Annotated in this window: 15 protein-coding genes and 1 pseudogene; 14 read left to right on the forward strand and 2 right to left on the reverse strand. The window is 45.2% G+C overall.

The window, feature by feature from the left end; genetic code table 11:
• The first annotated feature begins 124 nt into the window (after nt 1-124).
• The 14 genes and pseudogenes from AC58P7_RS09615 to AC58P7_RS09680 all read left to right on the forward strand — a co-directional run bounded on the left by AC58P7_RS09615 (nt 125) and on the right by AC58P7_RS09680 (nt 17,382).
• Nucleotides 125-982 carry a cytochrome c oxidase assembly protein gene (locus tag AC58P7_RS09615; RefSeq protein WP_497342166.1) on the forward strand — a complete coding sequence of 286 codons (858 nt, stop codon included), beginning with the start codon at nt 125-127 and terminating at the stop codon, nt 980-982.
• A gap of 16 nt (nt 983-998) precedes the next feature.
• Nucleotides 999-1,454, forward strand: a complete 456-nt coding sequence (locus AC58P7_RS09620; protein ID WP_497342168.1) for a DUF420 domain-containing protein — start codon at nt 999-1,001, stop codon at nt 1,452-1,454.
• Between the two features lie 139 nt (nt 1,455-1,593).
• Entirely contained in the window at nt 1,594-2,499 is a 906-nt protein-coding gene (locus AC58P7_RS09625) for an ABC transporter ATP-binding protein (RefSeq protein WP_497342170.1), read from the forward strand.
• The gene (locus AC58P7_RS09630) at nt 2,492-3,775 is read left to right on the forward strand and encodes an ABC transporter permease (RefSeq protein ID WP_497342172.1); all 1,284 of its coding nucleotides are present in this window, start codon (nt 2,492-2,494) and stop codon (nt 3,773-3,775) included. The genes AC58P7_RS09625 and AC58P7_RS09630 overlap by 8 nt, the downstream gene beginning before the upstream one ends.
• Before the next feature lie 162 nt (nt 3,776-3,937).
• Entirely contained in the window at nt 3,938-4,081 is a 144-nt protein-coding gene (locus AC58P7_RS09635; protein WP_497342174.1) for a hypothetical protein, read from the forward strand.
• A 58-nt stretch (nt 4,082-4,139) separates the two neighbouring features.
• Nucleotides 4,140-4,479, forward strand: a pseudogene (locus tag AC58P7_RS09640) (alpha-L-rhamnosidase-related protein); the annotation flags it as partial.
• A 54-nt stretch (nt 4,480-4,533) separates the two neighbouring features.
• Nucleotides 4,534-4,668, forward strand: coding sequence for an alpha-L-rhamnosidase C-terminal domain-containing protein (locus tag AC58P7_RS09645; protein WP_497342561.1), 135 nt, complete (start codon nt 4,534-4,536; stop codon nt 4,666-4,668).
• A 203-nt stretch (nt 4,669-4,871) separates the two neighbouring features.
• Entirely contained in the window at nt 4,872-6,590 is a 1,719-nt protein-coding gene (locus AC58P7_RS09650; RefSeq protein ID WP_497342176.1) for a cache domain-containing sensor histidine kinase, read from the forward strand.
• Nucleotides 6,583-8,151, forward strand: a complete 1,569-nt coding sequence (locus tag AC58P7_RS09655; protein WP_497342178.1) for a response regulator — start codon at nt 6,583-6,585, stop codon at nt 8,149-8,151. The genes AC58P7_RS09650 and AC58P7_RS09655 overlap by 8 nt, the downstream gene beginning before the upstream one ends.
• A gap of 206 nt (nt 8,152-8,357) precedes the next feature.
• Entirely contained in the window at nt 8,358-11,108 is a 2,751-nt protein-coding gene (locus tag AC58P7_RS09660) for a CBM96 family carbohydrate-binding protein (protein ID WP_497342180.1), read from the forward strand.
• Nucleotides 11,109-11,356: 248 nt separating this feature from the next.
• Entirely contained in the window at nt 11,357-12,697 is a 1,341-nt protein-coding gene (locus tag AC58P7_RS09665) for an ABC transporter substrate-binding protein (protein ID WP_497342182.1), read from the forward strand.
• Between the two features lie 83 nt (nt 12,698-12,780).
• Nucleotides 12,781-13,686, forward strand: coding sequence for a carbohydrate ABC transporter permease (locus tag AC58P7_RS09670; RefSeq protein ID WP_497342184.1), 906 nt, complete (start codon nt 12,781-12,783; stop codon nt 13,684-13,686).
• 1 nt (nt 13,687) lies between these two features.
• Nucleotides 13,688-14,536, forward strand: a complete 849-nt coding sequence (locus AC58P7_RS09675) for a carbohydrate ABC transporter permease (protein WP_497342186.1) — start codon at nt 13,688-13,690, stop codon at nt 14,534-14,536.
• Nucleotides 14,537-14,580: 44 nt separating this feature from the next.
• The gene (locus AC58P7_RS09680) at nt 14,581-17,382 is read left to right on the forward strand and encodes a DUF8487 domain-containing protein (RefSeq protein WP_497342188.1); all 2,802 of its coding nucleotides are present in this window, start codon (nt 14,581-14,583) and stop codon (nt 17,380-17,382) included.
• Between the two features lie 689 nt (nt 17,383-18,071).
• Here the strand turns inward: AC58P7_RS09680 and AC58P7_RS09685 are convergent.
• Together AC58P7_RS09685 and AC58P7_RS09690 are read right to left on the reverse strand one after the other, a co-directional pair.
• Nucleotides 18,072-18,749, reverse strand: a complete 678-nt coding sequence (locus tag AC58P7_RS09685) for a TIGR00266 family protein (RefSeq protein WP_497342190.1) — start codon at nt 18,747-18,749, stop codon at nt 18,072-18,074.
• Nucleotides 18,750-18,797: 48 nt separating this feature from the next.
• A complete protein-coding gene (locus AC58P7_RS09690; protein WP_497342192.1) occupies nt 18,798-19,997 on the reverse strand; it encodes an MFS transporter in 1,200 nt (399 codons plus the stop codon).
• Between the last annotated feature and the right edge of the window lie 12 nt (nt 19,998-20,009).

Genomic DNA, 20,009 nt, shown 5'->3' on the forward strand with positions numbered 1-20,009 from the left:
TCTTTCTATTTGGCGATAAAACTTGCCTCTAAACTCGGTCGCTCATTTTTGAGAGGTTTTGATAGAGGTTTTCTCAAACAGAGTTATTATCAAGAGCCAGATTGAAAGGAGAATAGATGCAGGTATGAGTCAGATTGGTGGATTTTTCGATTTGTGGAGTCCTGTTTTACTGTTGGTCGTCGTCGTGATCGGATATAGCTATGGTCGATTTGTTGTGAATGGGAACGGGAGCTCCGCGAAATCAGAGCCAATTTCGATCTCACAGCAGTTTTCCTTTTACGCAGGGCTTGTATTATTCTACGTCGGGCAAGGAAGCCCAATTAACTATATTGGACATCACTATTTGTTCAGTATGCACATGCTGTCACAAACGATTCTCTACTTAATTGTGCCTATCCTGATTTGGTTAGGAACGCCAGGATGGTTACTACGTGTAGGCATGAAAAACATCGTATTTCGTAGCCTTTTTTCATTTTTTACTCGGCCTCTAATTGCGTTGTTCATGTTCAATATGCTCTTCTCCATTTACCATATGCCTTTTATTATGGATTACTTGATGGTGAATGATGTATGGCTATTTGCTTATCATACCGTGCTTCTGTTCACAGCGTTCTTCATGTGGTTCCCGGTATTCTCTCCAATTCCTGAACTAAATAGCTTGAATGATTTGAAGAAGATGGCGTATATTTTCGGGAACGGAATCTTACTGACACCAGCTTGTGCGCTGATCATTTTTGCGGATTCGATTATTTATGATATGTATACCAACGTCACGGTACCTTTTGCTCATTTATCACCTTTGGATGATCAACAGCTCGGTGGTGTGATCATGAAAATATTGCAAGAGATCATATATGCCTCCACATTAGCTTATATTTTCTTCCGGTGGTACCGAAGAGAGCGCAAAGACGAAGACGAATTGGATCCACTTCCATCTCAAGAAAGCATGAATAATCAAGGCGGGAACTGGAATCGCGCTTAGAGAAAGGAATAGAAAGATGCACATTTTGCCTACGATTTCTACGATGTTTATCGTGATTAGTGCCATTTTTGTTGGGTTCGGATGGTATCATATTGTGAAAGGGAACCGAGATACGCATGAGAAGCTGATGGTACTTGGCGCAATTTTCGCATTGGCCTTTTTTATCATCTACATGTCCCGTACCTTATTTGAAGGGAACACGGCATTCGGTGGGCCAGAGAGCTTAAAGCTGCCTTATCATTTGTTCTTGTTCTTCCATATCACCTTGGCAACGGTGGGCGGTGTACTCGGTCTCATCACGCTGTGGTTCGCATACAAAAAGAAATTTCTTAAACATAAGAAAATCGGTAAAGTTGCCGCGATTGTGTGGCTGCTAACAGCGCCTACAGGCGTTTTGGTGTACATATTGTTGTACGTCATGTATCCAGGCGGCACAACGAAGCCAGTCATTGATGCGATTTTCGGTTTGTAAAAGATAGAATAGCCCCGAATGACATGTGAAAACACATCATTCGGGGCTATTTTTTTAACAGTGATGAATTCATTTATTTTCCAATTTCATGTAAAATAGTGAGCGTAAGTAACTTCGTGACGGAAGGCAGGATCAGTGGATGACATATCCTTTAGTTGTTGAACATGTGTCGAAGCAGTACGGAGATAAAACGGCCGTGAATCGGATTCAACTGCGTGTGAAGCAAGGCGAAATTTATGGCTTACTAGGCGCAAATGGGGCTGGCAAAACGACAACGATGAGAATGGTCTTGGGGCTTATATATCCAGATCAAGGCAGCATATTGTGGAACGGACAGGGTTATCGGGAAGAGTTGCGAAGCCTAATGGGGTATTTACCTGAGGAGCGCGGCTTATACCCCAAAGTGAAGATAAGTGAACAGATTGTATATCTAGCTGAGCTGCGTGGGATGAAACGAAGTGAAGCAGATCGAAGCTTGAAGATGTGGTTAGAACGGTTTGAGGTTCCTGATTATTACAACCGTAAGGTTGAGGAACTATCCAAAGGTAATCAGCAGAAGATCCAATTCATCGCCGCGGTGATTCATAATCCGGAGATCCTAATTCTGGATGAAGCCTTCAGCGGGCTGGATCCGGTGAATGTAGAGCTATTGAAGAGAACCGTGAAAAGCTTGCGAGATGAGGGGAAAACGATTTTATTTTCCAGCCATCGGATGGATCATGTGGAGGAACTCTGTGAGAACATTTGCATTTTGCATCGCTCGAACACCATTCTTCAAGGCAGCTTGAAGGACATTAAAGCGACGTTTCCCAAAGAGAGAATCAATCTTGAGACGGAAACAGCTTTAGATGGTTTAGAGCAGCTTCCCGGTGTAACCTCGGTGAATACAGGACTTAATGGCTATGAGATTCGTATCGCCAACCCGGAAGCAGCTCAGCGAATTCTTCAGTTTGCGATGGAGCGGTCCGCTGTGCAGCGGTTTCAAATCATGGAGCCAACCTTGAATGAAATATTTATCCAGAAGGTGGGAAACAGCCATGAATAGGATAGTTACCGTTATCAAATTTACTTATATGTCTCGCTTCCGTATGAAATCTTTTCGAATTATGAGTCTGATATTAATCATTCTATTATCTGTCATGATCCATCTTCCAGCCATTATAAGTAAACTATCATCGGATGAGCCTACGAAGATCGGGGTATTCGGTACGAAGCAAGCTGAACTTGCTGGTAAACTGACTGCCTTTTACAATAACCAACCGAATTCTGAGATTCTCATTGTTCCTCTGTCAGACGAGGGCAGCGCCGAAGGAAATGAAGCTCTAGGTAAGCAGCAAATTGCCGATAAGAAGATTAAAGGTTTCTTGGAATTTACAGATAGCAAGCAAGGTGGTTTTCCAAAAATGGTGTATAAATCCACGGGAACCATGGAGTTTTCTCTGAAAAGCAAGCTTCAAACGACGCTTCAGCTCATCAAAACGGACATTGTTTTGCAAGGAGCTGGCTTACCGGATGCCTTGAAAACCGATATTCAAACCCCCGTTTCGCTAGAAACCGTACAAATATCGACCTCGGATCAAGGAGCGGCAGGTAAAACAGAGTCACAGATGGTGCTGTCTTACGCGCTCGTGTATGTGATGTTATTCTTGCTCTATATGGGAGTTATTGGCTTTGGTAACCTAGTAGCGACCGAAATTACAGCGGAGAAAAGCACGCGGGTGATGGAGCTACTCATTACAAGCGTTTCCCCACTTAAGCAGATGTTTGGAAAAATTATTGGAATTTGCTTGCTCGCGTTATCTCAAATCGCGCTATTGATTGCCGTCGGTGCCGTCAATTTAAGTTTGAGTGGCAGCTCTTCTATGCTTGCAGATCTGAACTTAAGTTGGAGTGATCTGGAGTTATCGCTCCTAATATATTTCTTAATTTTCTACCTGCTTGGCTTCTTCATCTATGCAACGATCTTCGCAGCAGTCGGCTCACTTGTTAGTCGGACGGAAGATGTCGGACAAGCCATTATGCCGATTACCTTCGTCATAGTAGCTGCTTTCATGATCGCGGTCTTCGGACTTAGTCATCCGAACGCACCGTTCGTGGTCACGATGTCCTTTGTGCCCTTTTTCTCACCGCTCATTATGTTCCTACGCATCGGGATGAGCAGTCCGCCTATATGGCAAATCGCAATCTCGATTGCCATTCAGTTATTGTCCATCGGCGCCATGGCTTGGCTAGCGGCGAAAATCTACCGCACCGGCGTGCTTATGTATGGCAAGCGGCCGAGTCTGAAGGAACTGCGAAAGGCGATGCGCGCATATCGGTAGGGGTTTCGTTAAGCCTCATAGTTTATGAGTAATGGTTATAGTTGAGACTGATTTGGTTGATAAATGAGACAAATATGGGTACATGTTTGAGACTAAATATAGGAGATAGATGAATCAATACGTTGATTTATCTATCTTTTTTGTTTTTGACCAACCTACGATGTGACGGATAGTATTTTAGAAGGAGCAAACGCGATTGGGTTCGTTTTAGGGGAGGGCTGGTTTCGCGGTACTTTTACCTGGGGGTGGAACATATCCGTTGTCATGGGGAAGAAGGAAGAGGGTGGGGGCAAGTCCAGCAGCTAGGTGACTGGTTGGCCTTGGGTGTGCAGCAGGGCAGTATACACTGACGACACCGGAGGATTTGGCGGCCACTGCTTTTTACGCGTACTCAACTTCTATTCTGATTAAAACGGTGAGGGTACTCGGCAAGATTGAAGATGCAGAGGTTTATGCGCAGCTATACCGAACCATTGTGGCGTATTTCCGTGACGAATATGTCACTCCGAACGGCCGTGTAGCAGTGCCAACACAAACTGCGCAAATTCTAGCGCTTGCGTTTGATTTATTGGACGAGAGGGATGTACCGCGAACAGTCGAAATGCTAGCAGGGCTTATTCGTAAGAATAAAAAGCACCTGACGACCGGAAGCTACGACAATCTGGGAGCACTGGGACGGTATCAAGGTAGACGGCTCTTTCTGGAGTGCGGATATGAATTCGTTCAATCATTATGCTTACGGAGCAATCGGAGACTGGATGTATAGGCATATTACAGGAATTTATACGGATCCAGAACAGCCTGGGTACAAACAGATTGTGATCCGGCCAGAGTTAGATCAGCGGCTTACCTATGCGTCGGCTAGCTACGAATCGCTTTATACGTTGCTATAATCATTCAGCGAACACGGAACTTATCTTAAGCAAGTCTGAAAAGTACATATCAAAGCACGAATTTTTCTATGGGAATACGATTCAGAATGAGATAATCTAAGAAGAGACACTGACGATGATGCGGTCAGTGTCTCTTCTTACTATTCCTTGAAGGAGTTGACACCTTGTTTACTGACAGATTTCGTCGCATATCCTTCAGGGATATGAAGATCAAACATAAGCTGATGGTCGTCATGATGCTGTTGATCGTATTTTTTTGCCTAGTTGTCATTTCCTGTTTGCAGTACATCTTTCATGCCTATGATGAAATGCTATATGCACAATCCGCTCAAACCATCAATAATTCGATCGGTGATATCGAGAACGAAATTAGCAATATTGAAAAGCTGTCACTGACGATCGCAACAGATACGCGGATTCAAGAACAACTTTCCAAAGTAAAGGGAATGACCAACGAATATGACCGTGCACAGACGTTAACGGATTTCAAAAATAAAATTTTTGTCTATATGCTGACTGACAAACATATTTCATCCATCCACTTTATAAATGATTCCGGTTATAGTCTGTTGGTTGGTCAGAGTGCTCAGATACCGGAGGAAAGCAAGAAGGAGGAGGTTATTATCAAAGCGAGGCAAGCCAAGGGAGGTAATGTGTGGCTTGAGCCCGATGCCGCCGCGCATCCTTATCTGCTGGCCGCCAGAGAGATACGTTCGACAGGAGCGGATTTGTTGGAGCCGCTGGGTACGCTTATTTTTCAAGTAAATTTGGACTCTGTTGTGCAGCAGCATCAAACCGTCACCAAAGATAGCGGATTGCTTTACATCTGGAAAGGTAACCAACCGATTTATACACCGCATGGGGGCTTTCAGCCAGGCGTGGCTATGATTGACTCCAAACAAGGATATACCATACAAAAGATTGATGGATTGAGCTCGTTTGTCGCTTATACGACTTCTCGAGAAACAGGATGGACCTATTACAGCGTCTTATCTTATAACGATATTTTTAAGAAGAAAAATGATTTGCGCTTTGCCCTTCTTGTGGTCGTACTTCTCTTATTCATGACAGTAATCGCGATTAGCTACCGCTTTGCAAGAGGGATCACGAAACCAATTGAACTCTTGACTCAGCAGATGAGGTATGCGGAGAAAGGGGATTTCGGATTGATTGTTACCCATTCTCCTGAGTTTGACCGCTCTGATGAAGTCGGTTATTTGCAGAAACGGTTTTTCATTATGATTCGAAGAATTGATACTCTGATCGAAGAGAACTATACCCGGCAAATGTTGTTGAAGGATACGGAATACAGGGCTTTACAAGCGCAAATTAACCCGCATTTCTTGTACAACACACTGACATCGATCAATTGGATGGCAAGGATAAGCGGACAAGCGGCCATTTCCAGTATGGTGGAAGCTCTGAGCAGACTGCTACGGAACGCAATCAGCAATAATGTGCAAGTCATTACCGTCGGTGAGGAGATTGGACTGCTTCAAGATTATATGAGTATTCAAAAGGTGAGATTCGAGAGTGAACTGCAATTTGTTCTCGATATCGATGAGAGATTCAATATGTACCGAATTCCGAAAATGTCAATACAACCGATTGTAGAGAATGCGATTAAGCACGGCTTGGAAAATATGCTTGGAGTCTGCACGATCGTGGTCGCTGTTGTTGAATCAGATGAATGGATCGAAATATCTGTCAAGGATAACGGTCCGGGTATGGACGAGACAATGCTAGAACAAGTGAGGAAATTCGAAATTCCTTCGAAGGGGACGGGTATTGGGCTCAAAAATATTCACGAGCGCTTGCGCCTCATGTTCGGGGAATTGGCGGGTCTTCAATTCGATAGTATGGCGGGGAAGGCCACCAAGGTTACGATTTTGCTTCCGAAGGAGAGTGTGGCAGATGTATAAGGTTCTATTAGTAGACGACGAGAAGTTATCTAGAGACAGTATAGCGAGTTTAGTCGAATGGGATCAACACGAACTTCAATTAATCGGAGCAGCTAAGAACGGGTTCGAAGCGTTGGATTTGGTGGATAAAGAGATGCCGGATATCGTGATTACAGACATCAAAATGCCTGTTATGAATGGTCTTGAACTCATTGGGAAGATCAAAGAAAAAAGAAGCGATATCGTAGTTGTCGTCCTTTCTGGCTATGACGAGTACGAGTATATGAGCGAAGCCATGCGTTACGGCATCAAGCATTACCTGCTTAAGCCATGTAATGAGCTTCAAATTATCGAGGTTTTGAACGAAATTAAACAGGAAATCGCTAGTATGAGTAGGGAACGCGAGTTCTTCACGAAGTTGAATAGCAATTTTAATCGGGTGCTGCCTCATGTGAAGGAACAGTTCCTAAGGGATATTGCGCTAACAGGCACCTATAATCAACGTGATTTTGAAGAGTTTATGGCGATGTTTCAAATCCATGTTCAGTCGTTTCAGCTTGTTTCTGTTCAGTTTGGTGAGAACTGCGGTTACTTAGGGAAGTTCGCTTTGAAAAACATTGCCGAAGATTTGTTTACTTCAGAGAAGCTTTATCTAAGCACAGTTGTTGAAGAAAGTGTACTGCTACTCGTGCAAGGCATGGAATTTCGGGAGCTAACTCAGATTTTAAATGAAGTCCGGGATATCTATAAGTCCTTTTACCGGATGGAACTTTTTATGGGTGTCAGCGGAGTCGGAGGCTTCAAGGATATTCGGAGTATGTATAAAGAAGTAAATGACGTCCTGCGCTATCGTTTCTATTTTACAGAAGGCTGTATTCTCACCCGTGATGATGTCCAGGTGAGCACAAAGGCAGCTTGGCAAGTCGATTTTAAAGTGCTCTTCGAAGACATCGCTGCATCCGTTAAAGCAGGAGATATGCAGGATCTGTCCCATCAATTCCAGACTCTCTTCGACATTTTTGAGCATCATCGGATGGAGATCAACGAGGTCAAATCGCATTGTATGGAATTGTACATGATGGTTATACGCCAAGGACAGCAACCACCTTCGTCAGAAAAGATGTTCCAAGTCGTCAAATTTCAAGAATTAGATACACTGCATGCGGCTTTTGAGTTCCTGCGTTCGATATCGGAAGAAGTGGCCTTATCCAATTATCAAGAATCGTCTACCAGTCAGAACAAGATGATCTCGTCCGTAGTACGAATTGTTGATGAGCATCTAAGCAACCCCGAGCTATCATTAACTTGGATCGGGAAAGAACTTCTTTATATGAATGTGGACTATTTGGGACGATTATTTTCCAAAGAGACCGGGGTTAAGTTTTCGCAATATGTCCTGGAACGCAGAATGGAGCAGGCGATCCGTTTGATTGAGCAATCGGTTGATTTAAAAGTATACGAAATATCCAAATTAACCGGCTTCAGAGAAGACACGCAATATTTCAGCAAAGTGTTTAAAAAATATACGGGGTTCACGCCATCTGAGTACAAACGGAATTTTGATGAAGGTATGCGAACGTAGTTGTCGGACAAGTGGAGGAAGTAGAATTTTTGTATAGAGGTCATCGAGTTATTGCATTGTTCCCTGTGTTTTACAATGGTACGCTTCGGATGTAGCAGGTCGGTTGGCATTTAATCCCAAGGGCCCGGGATAGCATTCATTTGCCGATGTGTCTGCTACTAAAGAGACTTATCCTTGCTAGGCCAAAACGATGGGAGGCAAAAATAATGTTTAACCGTATTCGTAAAAAAATAGGGTTGATTCTAGGCGTGGTGATTCTGCAAACAACCTTGTTGTCAATTCCTGCGCAGGTGAATGGGGCAACACCGATTTCCACCATAGACAGCTCAATGTCCACCTATGACAAAACGGTCATGAAGGTTAATGGAAATCCCTTTTTCTTTAATGGCATCCAGATTAGGGACGATAAAATCGCGCAAAGGTTTCATTACACCGATGCTCAGTTACAAAACGTATACCAATTGGCCGCAGACAATGGCTTTACTGCTGTAAACTCTCAGATACTTTGGTCGATGATTCAGCCGGACCAGATTTTCCCGACAACTGAAACGACCTATATCTCCGGCGGCAGCAATGCCAATACGAATTTCTCGTCCAGCAGTTCCATGAAGGCCAAGTATGATTCGACAGATGCTAGCAATCAAGCGTTAACTTACATGAAATTTGATTTTTCTAGTATTTCTGGTACATCTGCCGATGCTGCAAAAATAAGAATCTATGTCAATAATATGGATAGCGGAACCGCTAATCTACATCTCTATGGCATTGCTAACGACACATGGAATGCTTCCACAATGACTTGGAATACGGGTGCACCTAACCATAGTGGTTACAATCTGAACGGGACCTTGGGTGTCGATTATTTTGATTTAGGCGTAACGCCTTCTTACGACCCTGTGAATCAGGTAGCAGCGTATGACTTTGATGTGACGGATTTTATCAAAAATCATGCATTTGGGGACGGGAAGAAAGCGAGTTTCATCTTAAGTACAGATACGATCAATAACATTGGCGTTACAATGGATGGGGCATCGGGAACGACATTTTCGCCAAAGCTTGTCATTTCCAGAGCGAATGTGTGGGACTATTCCTGGGTTGACAAGGTCATCGGTTGGGCAGAAGCGGCAAATCTAAAAATGGATTTGCTATGGTTTGGGACGGATACCACAAAACAGACGAACGATCACAGAGTACCGTACTACGTGATCAGAAATTACGAAAAGATGCAGACGGTTACGGGCAACGTACTAATCGGCAAAGCAACGGGCATCACAAGCTTAACAGATGAGGCTTTGTATACTTTCCGTATGTCCAAAGACGACCCCAACCTGAGGAGTCTGGAGTATACGGCCTTGAAAAATATGTTTGATCATATTGCCGTCTATAACAGTACGCATGGTGATAAGAAAACAGTAATTGGATGCGATATCAGTAATGAACCAACGAATGAAATTGGTAATGACCGCTCACACTCTCCGTATAGCGAAGCGGCCTATACTGCAGGTGGATTTACATCAGCTACCAGATTCGAATGGGATTCTTACTGGCAGTGGGCCCAAAATCTGGGTGCCGCTGTGAAACAGTCCAACTATCCGGTATGGACTCGAATCAATTTTCATAGTGAGCAGTTCAACTTTGTTTACAGGAACGAGGAAACGAAGGCTAGTGGGGGTACCACCAATGTTGATTTTGTAGGTTATGACCCCTATATCGGAGATACCGATGAAGGCTTCCGTTATGGGCAGGGACTTTGGAATGAGTCAGAATATGTCCCTTATAGCTACGGAAAAAATCTTCCCATGATTATGGAAACTTCCGCCTCACGCTCCACGTCAGACTACCTGGATATTGCGACGATTGCAGGAGGAGCCATCTATAATCTTTATAATATGATGGCAAACGATGGCAACGATATGTATAACAATGGTGCGGGTAATGTTCCGGTAGCCAACAATACGAACATTGCCGGCATTAAAAGTACGAACCTCTGGCTAAGCACACTTGGGTATGATTTGGCAACCAAAATGCCGGATGGTGCTGGTGGCACCAAGCTCAAGTTCTTTAACGAGCATGGGGATGCTGCGGCTACTATCACAATGAAAATACGCAGTCTCGATGTCAACTACAACACCAGTAATAAAGGTGTCGGAATCGCTGTAGAGGAAAGTGATAAATCCATTGCGATCGCGAGTAAAACAGCCTCTACATTTACGCTGAAGGGTCTGCTTTCCTATGGTACGATTACCATGACTACGGGGTCTTTTGATGCCAGCAACAATTGGGTGTCGACGGGGAGCAAATCTTTTACTAGCAGCGGAAGTGATGCAATCGTCAATATGAATGCGTATGAGACGGTAAGGGTGATGGCGACCACTTCCATTCCTGCTCTGAGTACAACTTATGCCATTAACGATGATTACAACAGCCAAACCACGGGAAGTGCGCCTTCGGGATGGACGACGACCGGTACTACCGGAGGAACCGTTAATATTACAGAGAAACCTGGTCTATTGGATAAAAGTCTTCGAATCAATCGGACGGCTACCACGACTGGGAAGTCCTATGCCGAAAAATCGTTCACACCACTTAGCGGTATTGTAAAGCTGGAGACCAGAGTGCGGAAAGATACGATAACAGAATGGTTTGGTGCGCCTTATATATATGACAGCTTGGGAAATGCTGTAATTAGATTGGCTTTTGATGGTACCGGCAATATTGTCTTTAAAAACGCCAGCGGTACTTGGATTACGTTACAGACCTATACAGCCAAGACTTTCTATAAGCTAGAGCTCGAAGCCAATACAAGCACAGATACCTTTGATCTCTATATTAATGGGATTAAGAGATTGAGCCAGCAGCCATTCACTGTTGCAGCATCGAATATTGCAAAGGTACAGTTTTATACCGAGAATGTACCCGGTGCAGCGGATTTTGATAACGTAAAAGTGTATCAATAGTTCACGACTAGCTCTTTCTTTTAAGGCTAAGCAAGATCGCCTCCTATCCTGCCATCTTGGCGAATAGGTAGGCGATCTTCTTTCTACTAAAACAAACAGGGAAGTAGACTTTTTACCCGTAAGTTCTCGAGTTATTTCATTGTTGGTAAACCGGATGGAAAGTACTATGGTAGTAAGACGATTAAGCTCACAGGGCCCTGGAGTTAGGCGTTTCTCAGTCGAAGAAAACATACAGGAGGGGTTAATATATGAAAAAGAAATGGATAGTACCCATGACGGCGAGCGTGGTAGTCGCTATGGCGCTAGCTGGATGTTCTACGGGAACGAAAGAAAGCAGTTCATCTGCGGTACCTAGCGCAACACCTGCATCAACTTCTGCACCAAAAGCAAAGGATGCAACCTTGCGTGTTTATTGGTGGGGGAATCAGCCGAGACACGATGCGACAAACAAAGTGTTGGATATGTACAAGAAAGATCATCCGAACATTACGTTTCAACCAGAATTTCAAGCATTTGATGGCTATTATCAAAAGCTTACTTTACAGGCTGCGACCAACAATATGCCAGATGTCTTTTCGTTCTACGTTGGAGCGGGGGACGCACAGCAATTTATGGATAAAAATTTGATTGCTCCACTTGACGATCTCGTAGCCAAAAAATTGATCGATACGGGCGATATTAGCGAAAGTGCAATGGCTAGCGGGAAAATTAACGGCAAGTTGTACGGTATACCGCTTGGGGTGAACGCCAAAGGAATGGTGGTCGACCCCGAAGCCTACCAGAAGGCAGGACTCACGATCCCAGAAAACGGCTATGCCACTTGGGAGGATCTTGGGAAAGACCTAGTTAAGCTAAAAGCGGTAACCGGCGCTTATGGTGCAGATGATGTGTTGACCGAGAATTTCACCTTGTCTTACTATGCGAGACAGTTTGGGCAGGTTATGTTCGTAGACAAAACAGGCATCGGAATTGATGAGAAGACATATGTCGACTTCTACACGATGAAGAAAAATTGGATGAAGGACGGTTTGATTCCGCCTGTTGACGTCATCCTTTCGATAAAATCGCCTGAAGAATCCATGTTGACGAAGAAGAAGTCAGCGATCAACACTGTCTATACGAATCAATTCCCTAGTATCTCGAAAGCGGCTGGCAAAGAACTGAAGTTAATACCTCTACCAGGGCCAAACGCAACGAAAGGGATGGATCTTCGTCCTGGCATGCATTTCGGTATTTTCGCCAATTCGACGAATCAGGAAGAAGCAGCGAAGTTTATCAGTTATTTTGTTAATAGCGTTGAAGCGAATAAAGTCCTTAATGCTGAACGCGGAATGCCGGTCGCCGGAAAGGTTAGAGAAGGGATTAAAGATGGATTCACGCCAGAGCAGAAGATCGTCTCCGCTTACATCGATAAAGTAGCGAAAGCCAGCTCCCCAATGGATCCGCAAGCTCCTGCTGGTGCGACGGAAATTGATAAGCTCATGATCGATCTGGAGCAGCAAATTTTGTACAACAAAGTAACGCCTCAGCAGGCTTATGCAACTTTGAAAGCGGAATCCCAGAAGATTATGGACAAAAATAAAAAATAGTGATGGCAGAGCGGGAGGATGCGGTTGCAAAGACCCATGCTTCCGTTTTTTACAAGTAAGTGCCCGGAAGAGGTGGATGAGAAGTGAGCAAAACAACTATACGCTCGGATTATGAGAATAAGGCAGGTTATCTATTTATTTTGCCGTGGATTATTGGATTTCTAGCTTTTACATTAGTTCCTTTGATTTGTCTGTTTTACTTTTCATTTACGAAATATGATTTACTATCTTCGCCCAAATGGTTGGGCTTCGACAATTATATTGAAATTTTAGCTCATGATACTAAATTTATACAATCCTTGAAAGTTACCTTCATTTACGTACTCATTGCGATTCCAGCTAGACTGATCGTTGCATTGGGTATCGCCATGCTGCTCAATACCAAAAATCGTCTTGTTGGGGTGTATCGCACGGTGTTTTATATTCCATCGATTATTGGGGGCAGTGTTGCCGTTGCGGTCATGTGGAGATTGCTGTTCTCCAGAGATGGTGCCGTCAACTCACTCATTGGTTATTTGTTCGGTAAGACCCCCGATATATCATGGATTGGGGACCCGAGTACCGCATTAGGTTCCATTATACTGCTAGGTATGTGGCAATTTGGATCTCCGATGGTCATTTTTCTGGCTGGTTTAAAAAACATCCCAGTTTCGTACTATGAAGCTGCCGTTGTAGATGGTGCAAATGGCTGGCAAAGATTTATCCGGATTACTTTACCGCTGCTTAGTCCAGTTCTCTTCTTCAATTTGATTATGCAAATTATCGGCGGTTTTATGACGTTTACACAAGGCCTGATTATCACAGGTGGTGGTCCACTGGATAAAACGTTGTTCTACCAGCTGTACGTATACCGAAGAGGGTTCGAATTATTTGAAATGGGTTATGCTGCAGCGTTATCCTGCATTCTCCTGGTGATTGTGGCGATCCTGACGGCTATTGTATTCAAAACGTCAAATTCGTGGGTTCATTATGAATCAAAGGGTGAGTGAAATGACTTCAACTCAAAAATCGTTATGGCCTAAGATAAGTTTCCACATCCTATGCGCGGTCATTGCTGTGTTTTCGTTATATCCGGTTATCTGGATGTTTTCCAGTTCCTTCAAGGAAAGCGCAAGAGTTTTTGCCGAATCACACTCCTTGTTGCCGGAAGTATGGAACTTCTCTAACTACGTACGTGGTTGGAAAGGATTTGGAGGCATTTCGTTCGCAACCTTTTTCACGAATACGGTTGTGATCGTCTTATTATCTACGTTAGGCTCTCTGGTATCTTGTTCATTGATTGCCTACGGCTTCGCGAGAATCAAATTTCGGTTTAAAGGGTTCTGGTTTGCGACCGTAATGGTTACCATGCTGCTGCCATCGCAAATTGTATTAATTCCGCAGTATATCATTTTTTATAAAATGCATTGGATCAACACCATTCTTCCGCTAGTTGTACCTACATTCTTCGGAAGCGCGTTCTTTATTTTCCTCATCATGCAATTCATCCGGACCATACCATATGAACTGGATGAGTCGGCGAAGATGGACGGCAGCAATCGTTTCGGTATTTATTTCAAAATTATTATTCCCTTAATTGTTCCGGCACTTGTTACATCGGCGATCTTTGAATTCTATTGGACTTGGGATAAATTCTATGAGGCGATGATTTATTTAGGACAACCGAAGATGTATACCGTAAGCATAGCGCTGCGCATGTTTGCGGATCCTAGTTCGCAAACCGATTGGTCAGCCATGTTCGCGATGGCTAGCTTATCTTTACTTCCGCCGATTATCGTATTTTTTATTTTCCAAAGATATATTGTTGATGGCATAAGCACGACTGGGTTGAAAGGATGAAGATCGTGAAGGAGTTGAGACAATCGTACCCTGAAGTTATAAACATGGCTGGAGTCTGGCAAGTAAAGCTGGGAACTGTGGAGGGGCATGAGGGAGAGGTTGTACCAAAGGCATCGCTTTTGCCGGGAACATTGGACGAGAACCGAATCGGGATCCCATGCACCGAAATATCTTTGAATCACTTAAACCGTGAATTCACCTATGAGGGGCCTGCTTATTATGAGTCAATCCTTACGATTCCTGAGCATTGGGCTGGTAAACGGATTGTGTTGTTGCTGGAAAGAAGCCGCGAAACGGAATTGTATATAGACGGAGTCTTGGTAGCAAGGCGCAATAGCTTGAGTACTGCCCAGGTCTATGATGTGACTGCCTCTGCTACCCCGGGAGTGCGAAGAGTTACGATTAAAGTAGATAATGCGGCCGGGGTTATGGGCTGGGATACTGTCAGAAATTCGCATATTGCCACTGATCATACCCAGACGAATTGGAACGGGATACTTGGAAGAATGGAGCTTCAAGTGACAGATCCTGTATGGATAGAAGATTTGCAGGTATATCCCGATGTCGAGTCATCTACGGCTCTTGTTGATGTGCATGTGAAGAAATGCTTGGCTACGGATGTTTCCGGAAAAATCCAGCTTTTTTATGGAAATGATACTTCGGCGAAGCGTTTGATTGAGTTGCCGTTTCAAATCTCGAGTGGTGAAGTTGACTGTCATATTCAGGTGAACCTGGCATATGGATCACAGGCGAGGCTTTGGGATGAAAGTGACCCATTCCTTCATCGCATTGAGGTGGTGATGGAGGTCGGAAGCGAGAACGACAATGACAACGACAACGACAACGGATATGGTAACTATCAGGATGAGCGTGCTGTTTCGTTCGGCTTCCGAAGCTTCTTAGCAACCCGATTGGGTTTTCTGATGAATGGTAAACCAACGTTCTTGCGAGGCAAGCATGATGCGGCAGTATTCCCATTAACGGGTTATGCCCCTATGGAGCTAGATGCGTGGCTGCGCATTTTCTCCATTGCCAAGAGCTATGGCATTAATCACTACCGGTTTCATTCCTGGTGCCCCCCTGAAGCCGCGTTCCAAGCTGCTGATGAACTCGGATTATACTTGCAGCCGGAGCTACCACTGTGGGACCCAAGTGAAACGTTCAACGACGATGAGCATTGGCGCTATTACCGGCAAGAGGCTATCGAGATACTTAAGGCGTACGGTAATCACCCCTCCTTCGTTATGTTTGCTTGGGGTAACGAGCTAAAAGGTTCCATCCAGAGAATGGAGGAGTTAGTCGATGAATGCCGGCAGTTGGACCCTAGAAGACTGTATGCGATAGGTTCCAACAACTTCTTTTCCACGGCTGAGGTTCCGCGCAATTCCGACTACTGGACGACTTTCTGGACGGAGGGAACTTGGAATTTTAAAAAACCGGAGTATGGCGGCAAACACGTGCGTGGCTCAACGCCACATCCAACACGCGGGCATATTAATAATAATCCGCCGTCAACCTTAGAGGACTACCATAAGTCGATCGCACATGTGGGGATGCCGACAATTGGGCATGAAGTGGGACAGTTCCAGATTCATCCCGATTTTTCGGAACTCAGCAAGTACACGGGTGTCCTAAAACCGCGGAACTTAGAGGCTTTTTCCCAAATGATGGAGAGTCGTGGATTGTTGGATAAAGCTGAGCTGTTTAAGCAAGCCTCGGGACAATTGGCTCTGTTGTGTTATAAAGAAGAAATTGAGGCTGCTTTACGCACGCCGTATTTTGGCGGCTTTCAGTTGCTCGATTTGCAGGATTTCCCTGGGCAAGGGACAGCTCTTGTGGGCGTGCTGGATGCTTTCATGGAATCCAAGGGGTTAATTGTGCCGGCTCAGTGGCGTGAATTTTGCTGCGAGACCGTACCGCTGTTGCGTATGAAGAAATATGTCTGGACCAATGACGAAATGTTCAAAGGGATGGTCGAAATTGCGCATTATGGAGCGTCCGATAAGCCGGGGGCCAAATTGATCTGGTCGATTAGGGACGAAGAGAAAGGCAACTTTGAGTTCGCCTCAGGACGTTTCGAGATTCAGAGAGCGAGTGAGGGTGGTTTATGGAAGCTTGGAACCATCACTGCTGAGCTCAGTTGTCTGAACAGGCCGACGAAGCTCGTTGTGGAACTTCGCATTGAGGGGACAACCTATCGGAATCGATATCCATTATGGGTGTACCCTGAGAGGGTCGATATTGACTTTCCAGCTTCCGTCGCTTTGACACGTCAAATGGACGAAGATACGTTACATCGATTGCAAAATGGGGGGAGCGTACTCTTCATCCCTCATTTAGATGAACTGGAAGGTGCCACCTCAGGGACGTTCATCCCTGATTTCTGGTGCTACTCGATGTTTAAAAAATACGATGCCCCAGGCACACTTGGCATCTACTGCGATCCGGAGCACCTTGCTTTGCAACACTTTCCAACGGAGCTGCATGCCAACTGGCAATGGTGGTATTTGATGAGGAATGCCAAAGGCATGAATTTGGGCAACCTCCCGAATACGATTGAGCCAATTATCGGGGTTGTTGATAATATCTTTCGACAGTTCAAGCTAGGACTTTTATTTGAAGCTAATCTTGGCAATGGGAAGTTGTTAGTGTGTAGTATGGATTTGTTGAACCAGACGGACCGCCCGGAAGCCAGGCAGATGTTACATAGTCTATTGCAATATATGGATTCGGAAGCTTTCTCACCTTCAGTTGGGGTGACCCATGAGGAACTGAAGCAGCTATTTCATCAACCTGAAAGCGGAGACAATGTGTCTCTGAATCGAGATGCTGATCGGTACGGTTGAAGCGGAGATAGATTAAGGTGAAAGGATATCAGATTATCCTAATGCATTGAGTTACATGGTCGCCGAACGGTGGAACAGAATCTAAGCATTACAATTCTGTAGTCTGTTGAGCTAACGGGAGATTAATTGAATGACATAATCATTCAAGGCTTTAATGGAACTTTTTGGCATTCTTGCGTCTATTCCCATAAAAGGTTCGGGAGGTCGTGAGAAATGTTCATCAAACAACGGCGTTATTTACTATTCTTGCAATATTCCTGCTGACGGCAGGTTGTGAAAACAATCTGGCAACAATCCTTGGTCTCATGCAATCCTTTTCTCACCACTAACGGCTCTTTAGGTTGCCCTCATAGGGAAGCTTGTTCTTAGAAGAAGTCCATTCAAAGTAATTGAAAATGGCAGCATAGCTTTTTTCATCTGTCTGCTCGACAGGGATATGACCAGCCTCTTAGTTTTCATTCGGGCATAGATATCCCGTTAAAACATAAGAGTCCATAGGGTCTTGAACTTGAGCAAAGAAATAAATAATCTGCAGGTATTATCGTCCCTGGATGATCCGAAGCAATGGTGCATTACTTGGCGGGCGTATTTGAAAAAGACGCAACCGGAATAAGACCATCTCATATAAAAAGGGCTCTCCCCAAGTAGATTCATCTACTCGAGGAGGGCCCTCTTGGTCATATGGCTGCCTATCTACCCGGCAGTAATTGCTTAAGCCAACCGCCGAAGCTTTTCGGATTCCGGGTTTGGATGAGCACGACGCCTTCGCCGCGGAACCGGCAGACGACGCCTTCACCGCTGGTAAGGCTGGAAATCCAGCCTTTGGCGGCTTTTTCAATCGTATACTGTGTATAATCCGGCCAAGCGACAAGATGCCCGTTATCGATAAGTACTTCTTCGCCTGGTCCTAAGTTAACGGCATGAATTGCTCCGTAAGAGGAAAGGAACACCGTGCCTCTGCCGCTGATCTCAACGATGAAGAAGCCCTCGCCGGACATGAAGCCGCTCATGAGATTTTGCATCTTGGTATTCACTTGAATGCCGGAGGTGCCGGCAAGGAAGCCGTCTTTTTGAACATAGAGCTTGTACGAACCATCCAATTCGACTGCTTCAATATCACCAATCACAGCTGGTGCTAACAGCACCTCACCTGATCCGCGGTTAGGGGTCAATTCTTGAAAGAAGAATTTCTCCCCGCTCAGCATCCGGCCGAGTCCTTTCATAATCCCGCCATCAACCGTTCCTTTGAGCTCGATATTCGGGGACATGGAGACCATGGCTCCGGATTCTGCTTTAATGTTCTCACCAGCTTCAAGCTGAACGCGCAGCATAGGAAATGCGCCTTTATATAAGATTTCGTGTTTCATCGTAATCCTCCAATATCTTCTTTTTTTTAAAATGAGACGCTCTTCTTTTTACGCCGCTTTGGGTCTTATGGTTGCATCCAAACTACGATTCGCATACACGAAGCCGGCACAGATCAGCAAGATGCTCATCGTTACATAGAACACGGATGTAAATCCGTACGCAGCAGCCAAATGACTGCCGAGTAGAGGACCAATCAGATTGCCCAGGAACAGCGATGAGGTGTTAAACCCATACGCAGTCCCTTGAATCTCAGGTGGCGCCAGCTTCATCACGAGCGCATTTAACGATGGAATCATGCCGCCGATGAACAGTCCGAGCAGGAATCTGCCGACTAACAGCATGGAAATATTGGTGGCAAAAGCCTGCGGAATGAAGGCAACTGCCGCCATCGTCAGGGCAATAACCAGCGTCATGCGCTGCCCGATTCGGTCACCTAGCCTGCCCAATGTCGGTGCGCCGAACAAGTTGGCGATACCCGTGATCGCGACGATGAGTCCGGCAAAAAAGGCCAAGTGTGCCCCTGTGTATAAGGTTTTGGCATACACGGTTACGATTGGCTCGATGCTCATCATGCCGATCTGTGTGATCAGCGATGCGGCGAAGACGGGCAGCAAAGGGCGGAACAAACGCCACTGTGTCTTCTGTTTAACCTTTTTGTCAGAGGCGGGCTTACGCTCTTCCTTGATGAACACCATGACGATAAGGCTTGCGCATAGCATGAGCCCGCCTGTGAAGAAGAATACATGGTGGTAGCCGAGGAAGCTAGCCAGTACACCACCAATCAAGGGTCCGATGAGTGTGCCAGCTATTGCGCCCGTTTGCAGCGTGCCTAGCGACTTACCCGAATGTTCTCGCGGTGTCAGGGAGGCTTGAAGGGAAACGGCCATAGAGATGAAGCCAGAGAATAATCCGTTTAGCAGCCGCAGCGATAAGAGCTGCCAAGGCGATGTGACGATGCCCATGAGTGCTGTCACGATGGCCATCCCGAAACCTGCGCGAAGCAGCATAATTTTGCGTCCGCGTCGATCGGCAATGGCTCCCCAAAGTGGCTGGGTCAAAAAGGAAGTGATGAATTGGGCAGCTACGATCCAGCCTGTCCAACGGACAACATCGTCCAGGTCGTGAACCCCTAACTCTCCGATATAGAGAGGTAAGAATGGAAGGACCAGATTCATGCCACACGTAATGGAGAAGTTCGCACCCCAAAGTATCCATAATGACTTTTTCCAATGTAAGGGGGTTGCCATGATGAGGACTCC

It is taken from the genome of Paenibacillus sp. J22FR5 (assembly GCF_059691975.1).

Excerpts from the sequence above, each read along its gene's own strand:
- AC58P7_RS09630 (WP_497342172.1), top strand. The coding sequence starts at position 2,492 with ATGAATAGGATAGTTACCGTTATCAAATTTACTTATATGTCTCGCTTC.
- AC58P7_RS09675 (WP_497342186.1), top strand. The coding sequence starts at position 13,688 with ATGACTTCAACTCAAAAATCGTTATGGCCTAAGATAAGTTTCCACATC.
- AC58P7_RS09685 (WP_497342190.1), bottom strand. The coding sequence starts at position 18,749 with ATGAAACACGAAATCTTATATAAAGGCGCATTTCCTATGCTGCGCGTT.
- AC58P7_RS09625 (WP_497342170.1), top strand. The coding sequence starts at position 1,594 with ATGACATATCCTTTAGTTGTTGAACATGTGTCGAAGCAGTACGGAGAT.
- AC58P7_RS09660 (WP_497342180.1), top strand. The coding sequence starts at position 8,358 with ATGTTTAACCGTATTCGTAAAAAAATAGGGTTGATTCTAGGCGTGGTG.
- AC58P7_RS09615 (WP_497342166.1), top strand. The coding sequence starts at position 125 with ATGAGTCAGATTGGTGGATTTTTCGATTTGTGGAGTCCTGTTTTACTG.
- AC58P7_RS09645 (WP_497342561.1), top strand. The coding sequence starts at position 4,534 with ATGTATAGGCATATTACAGGAATTTATACGGATCCAGAACAGCCTGGG.
- AC58P7_RS09655 (WP_497342178.1), top strand. The coding sequence starts at position 6,583 with ATGTATAAGGTTCTATTAGTAGACGACGAGAAGTTATCTAGAGACAGT.
- AC58P7_RS09680 (WP_497342188.1), top strand. The coding sequence starts at position 14,581 with ATGGCTGGAGTCTGGCAAGTAAAGCTGGGAACTGTGGAGGGGCATGAG.
- AC58P7_RS09650 (WP_497342176.1), top strand. The coding sequence starts at position 4,872 with ATGAAGATCAAACATAAGCTGATGGTCGTCATGATGCTGTTGATCGTA.
- AC58P7_RS09620 (WP_497342168.1), top strand. The coding sequence starts at position 999 with ATGCACATTTTGCCTACGATTTCTACGATGTTTATCGTGATTAGTGCC.
- AC58P7_RS09690 (WP_497342192.1), bottom strand. The coding sequence starts at position 19,997 with ATGGCAACCCCCTTACATTGGAAAAAGTCATTATGGATACTTTGGGGT.
- AC58P7_RS09665 (WP_497342182.1), top strand. The coding sequence starts at position 11,357 with ATGAAAAAGAAATGGATAGTACCCATGACGGCGAGCGTGGTAGTCGCT.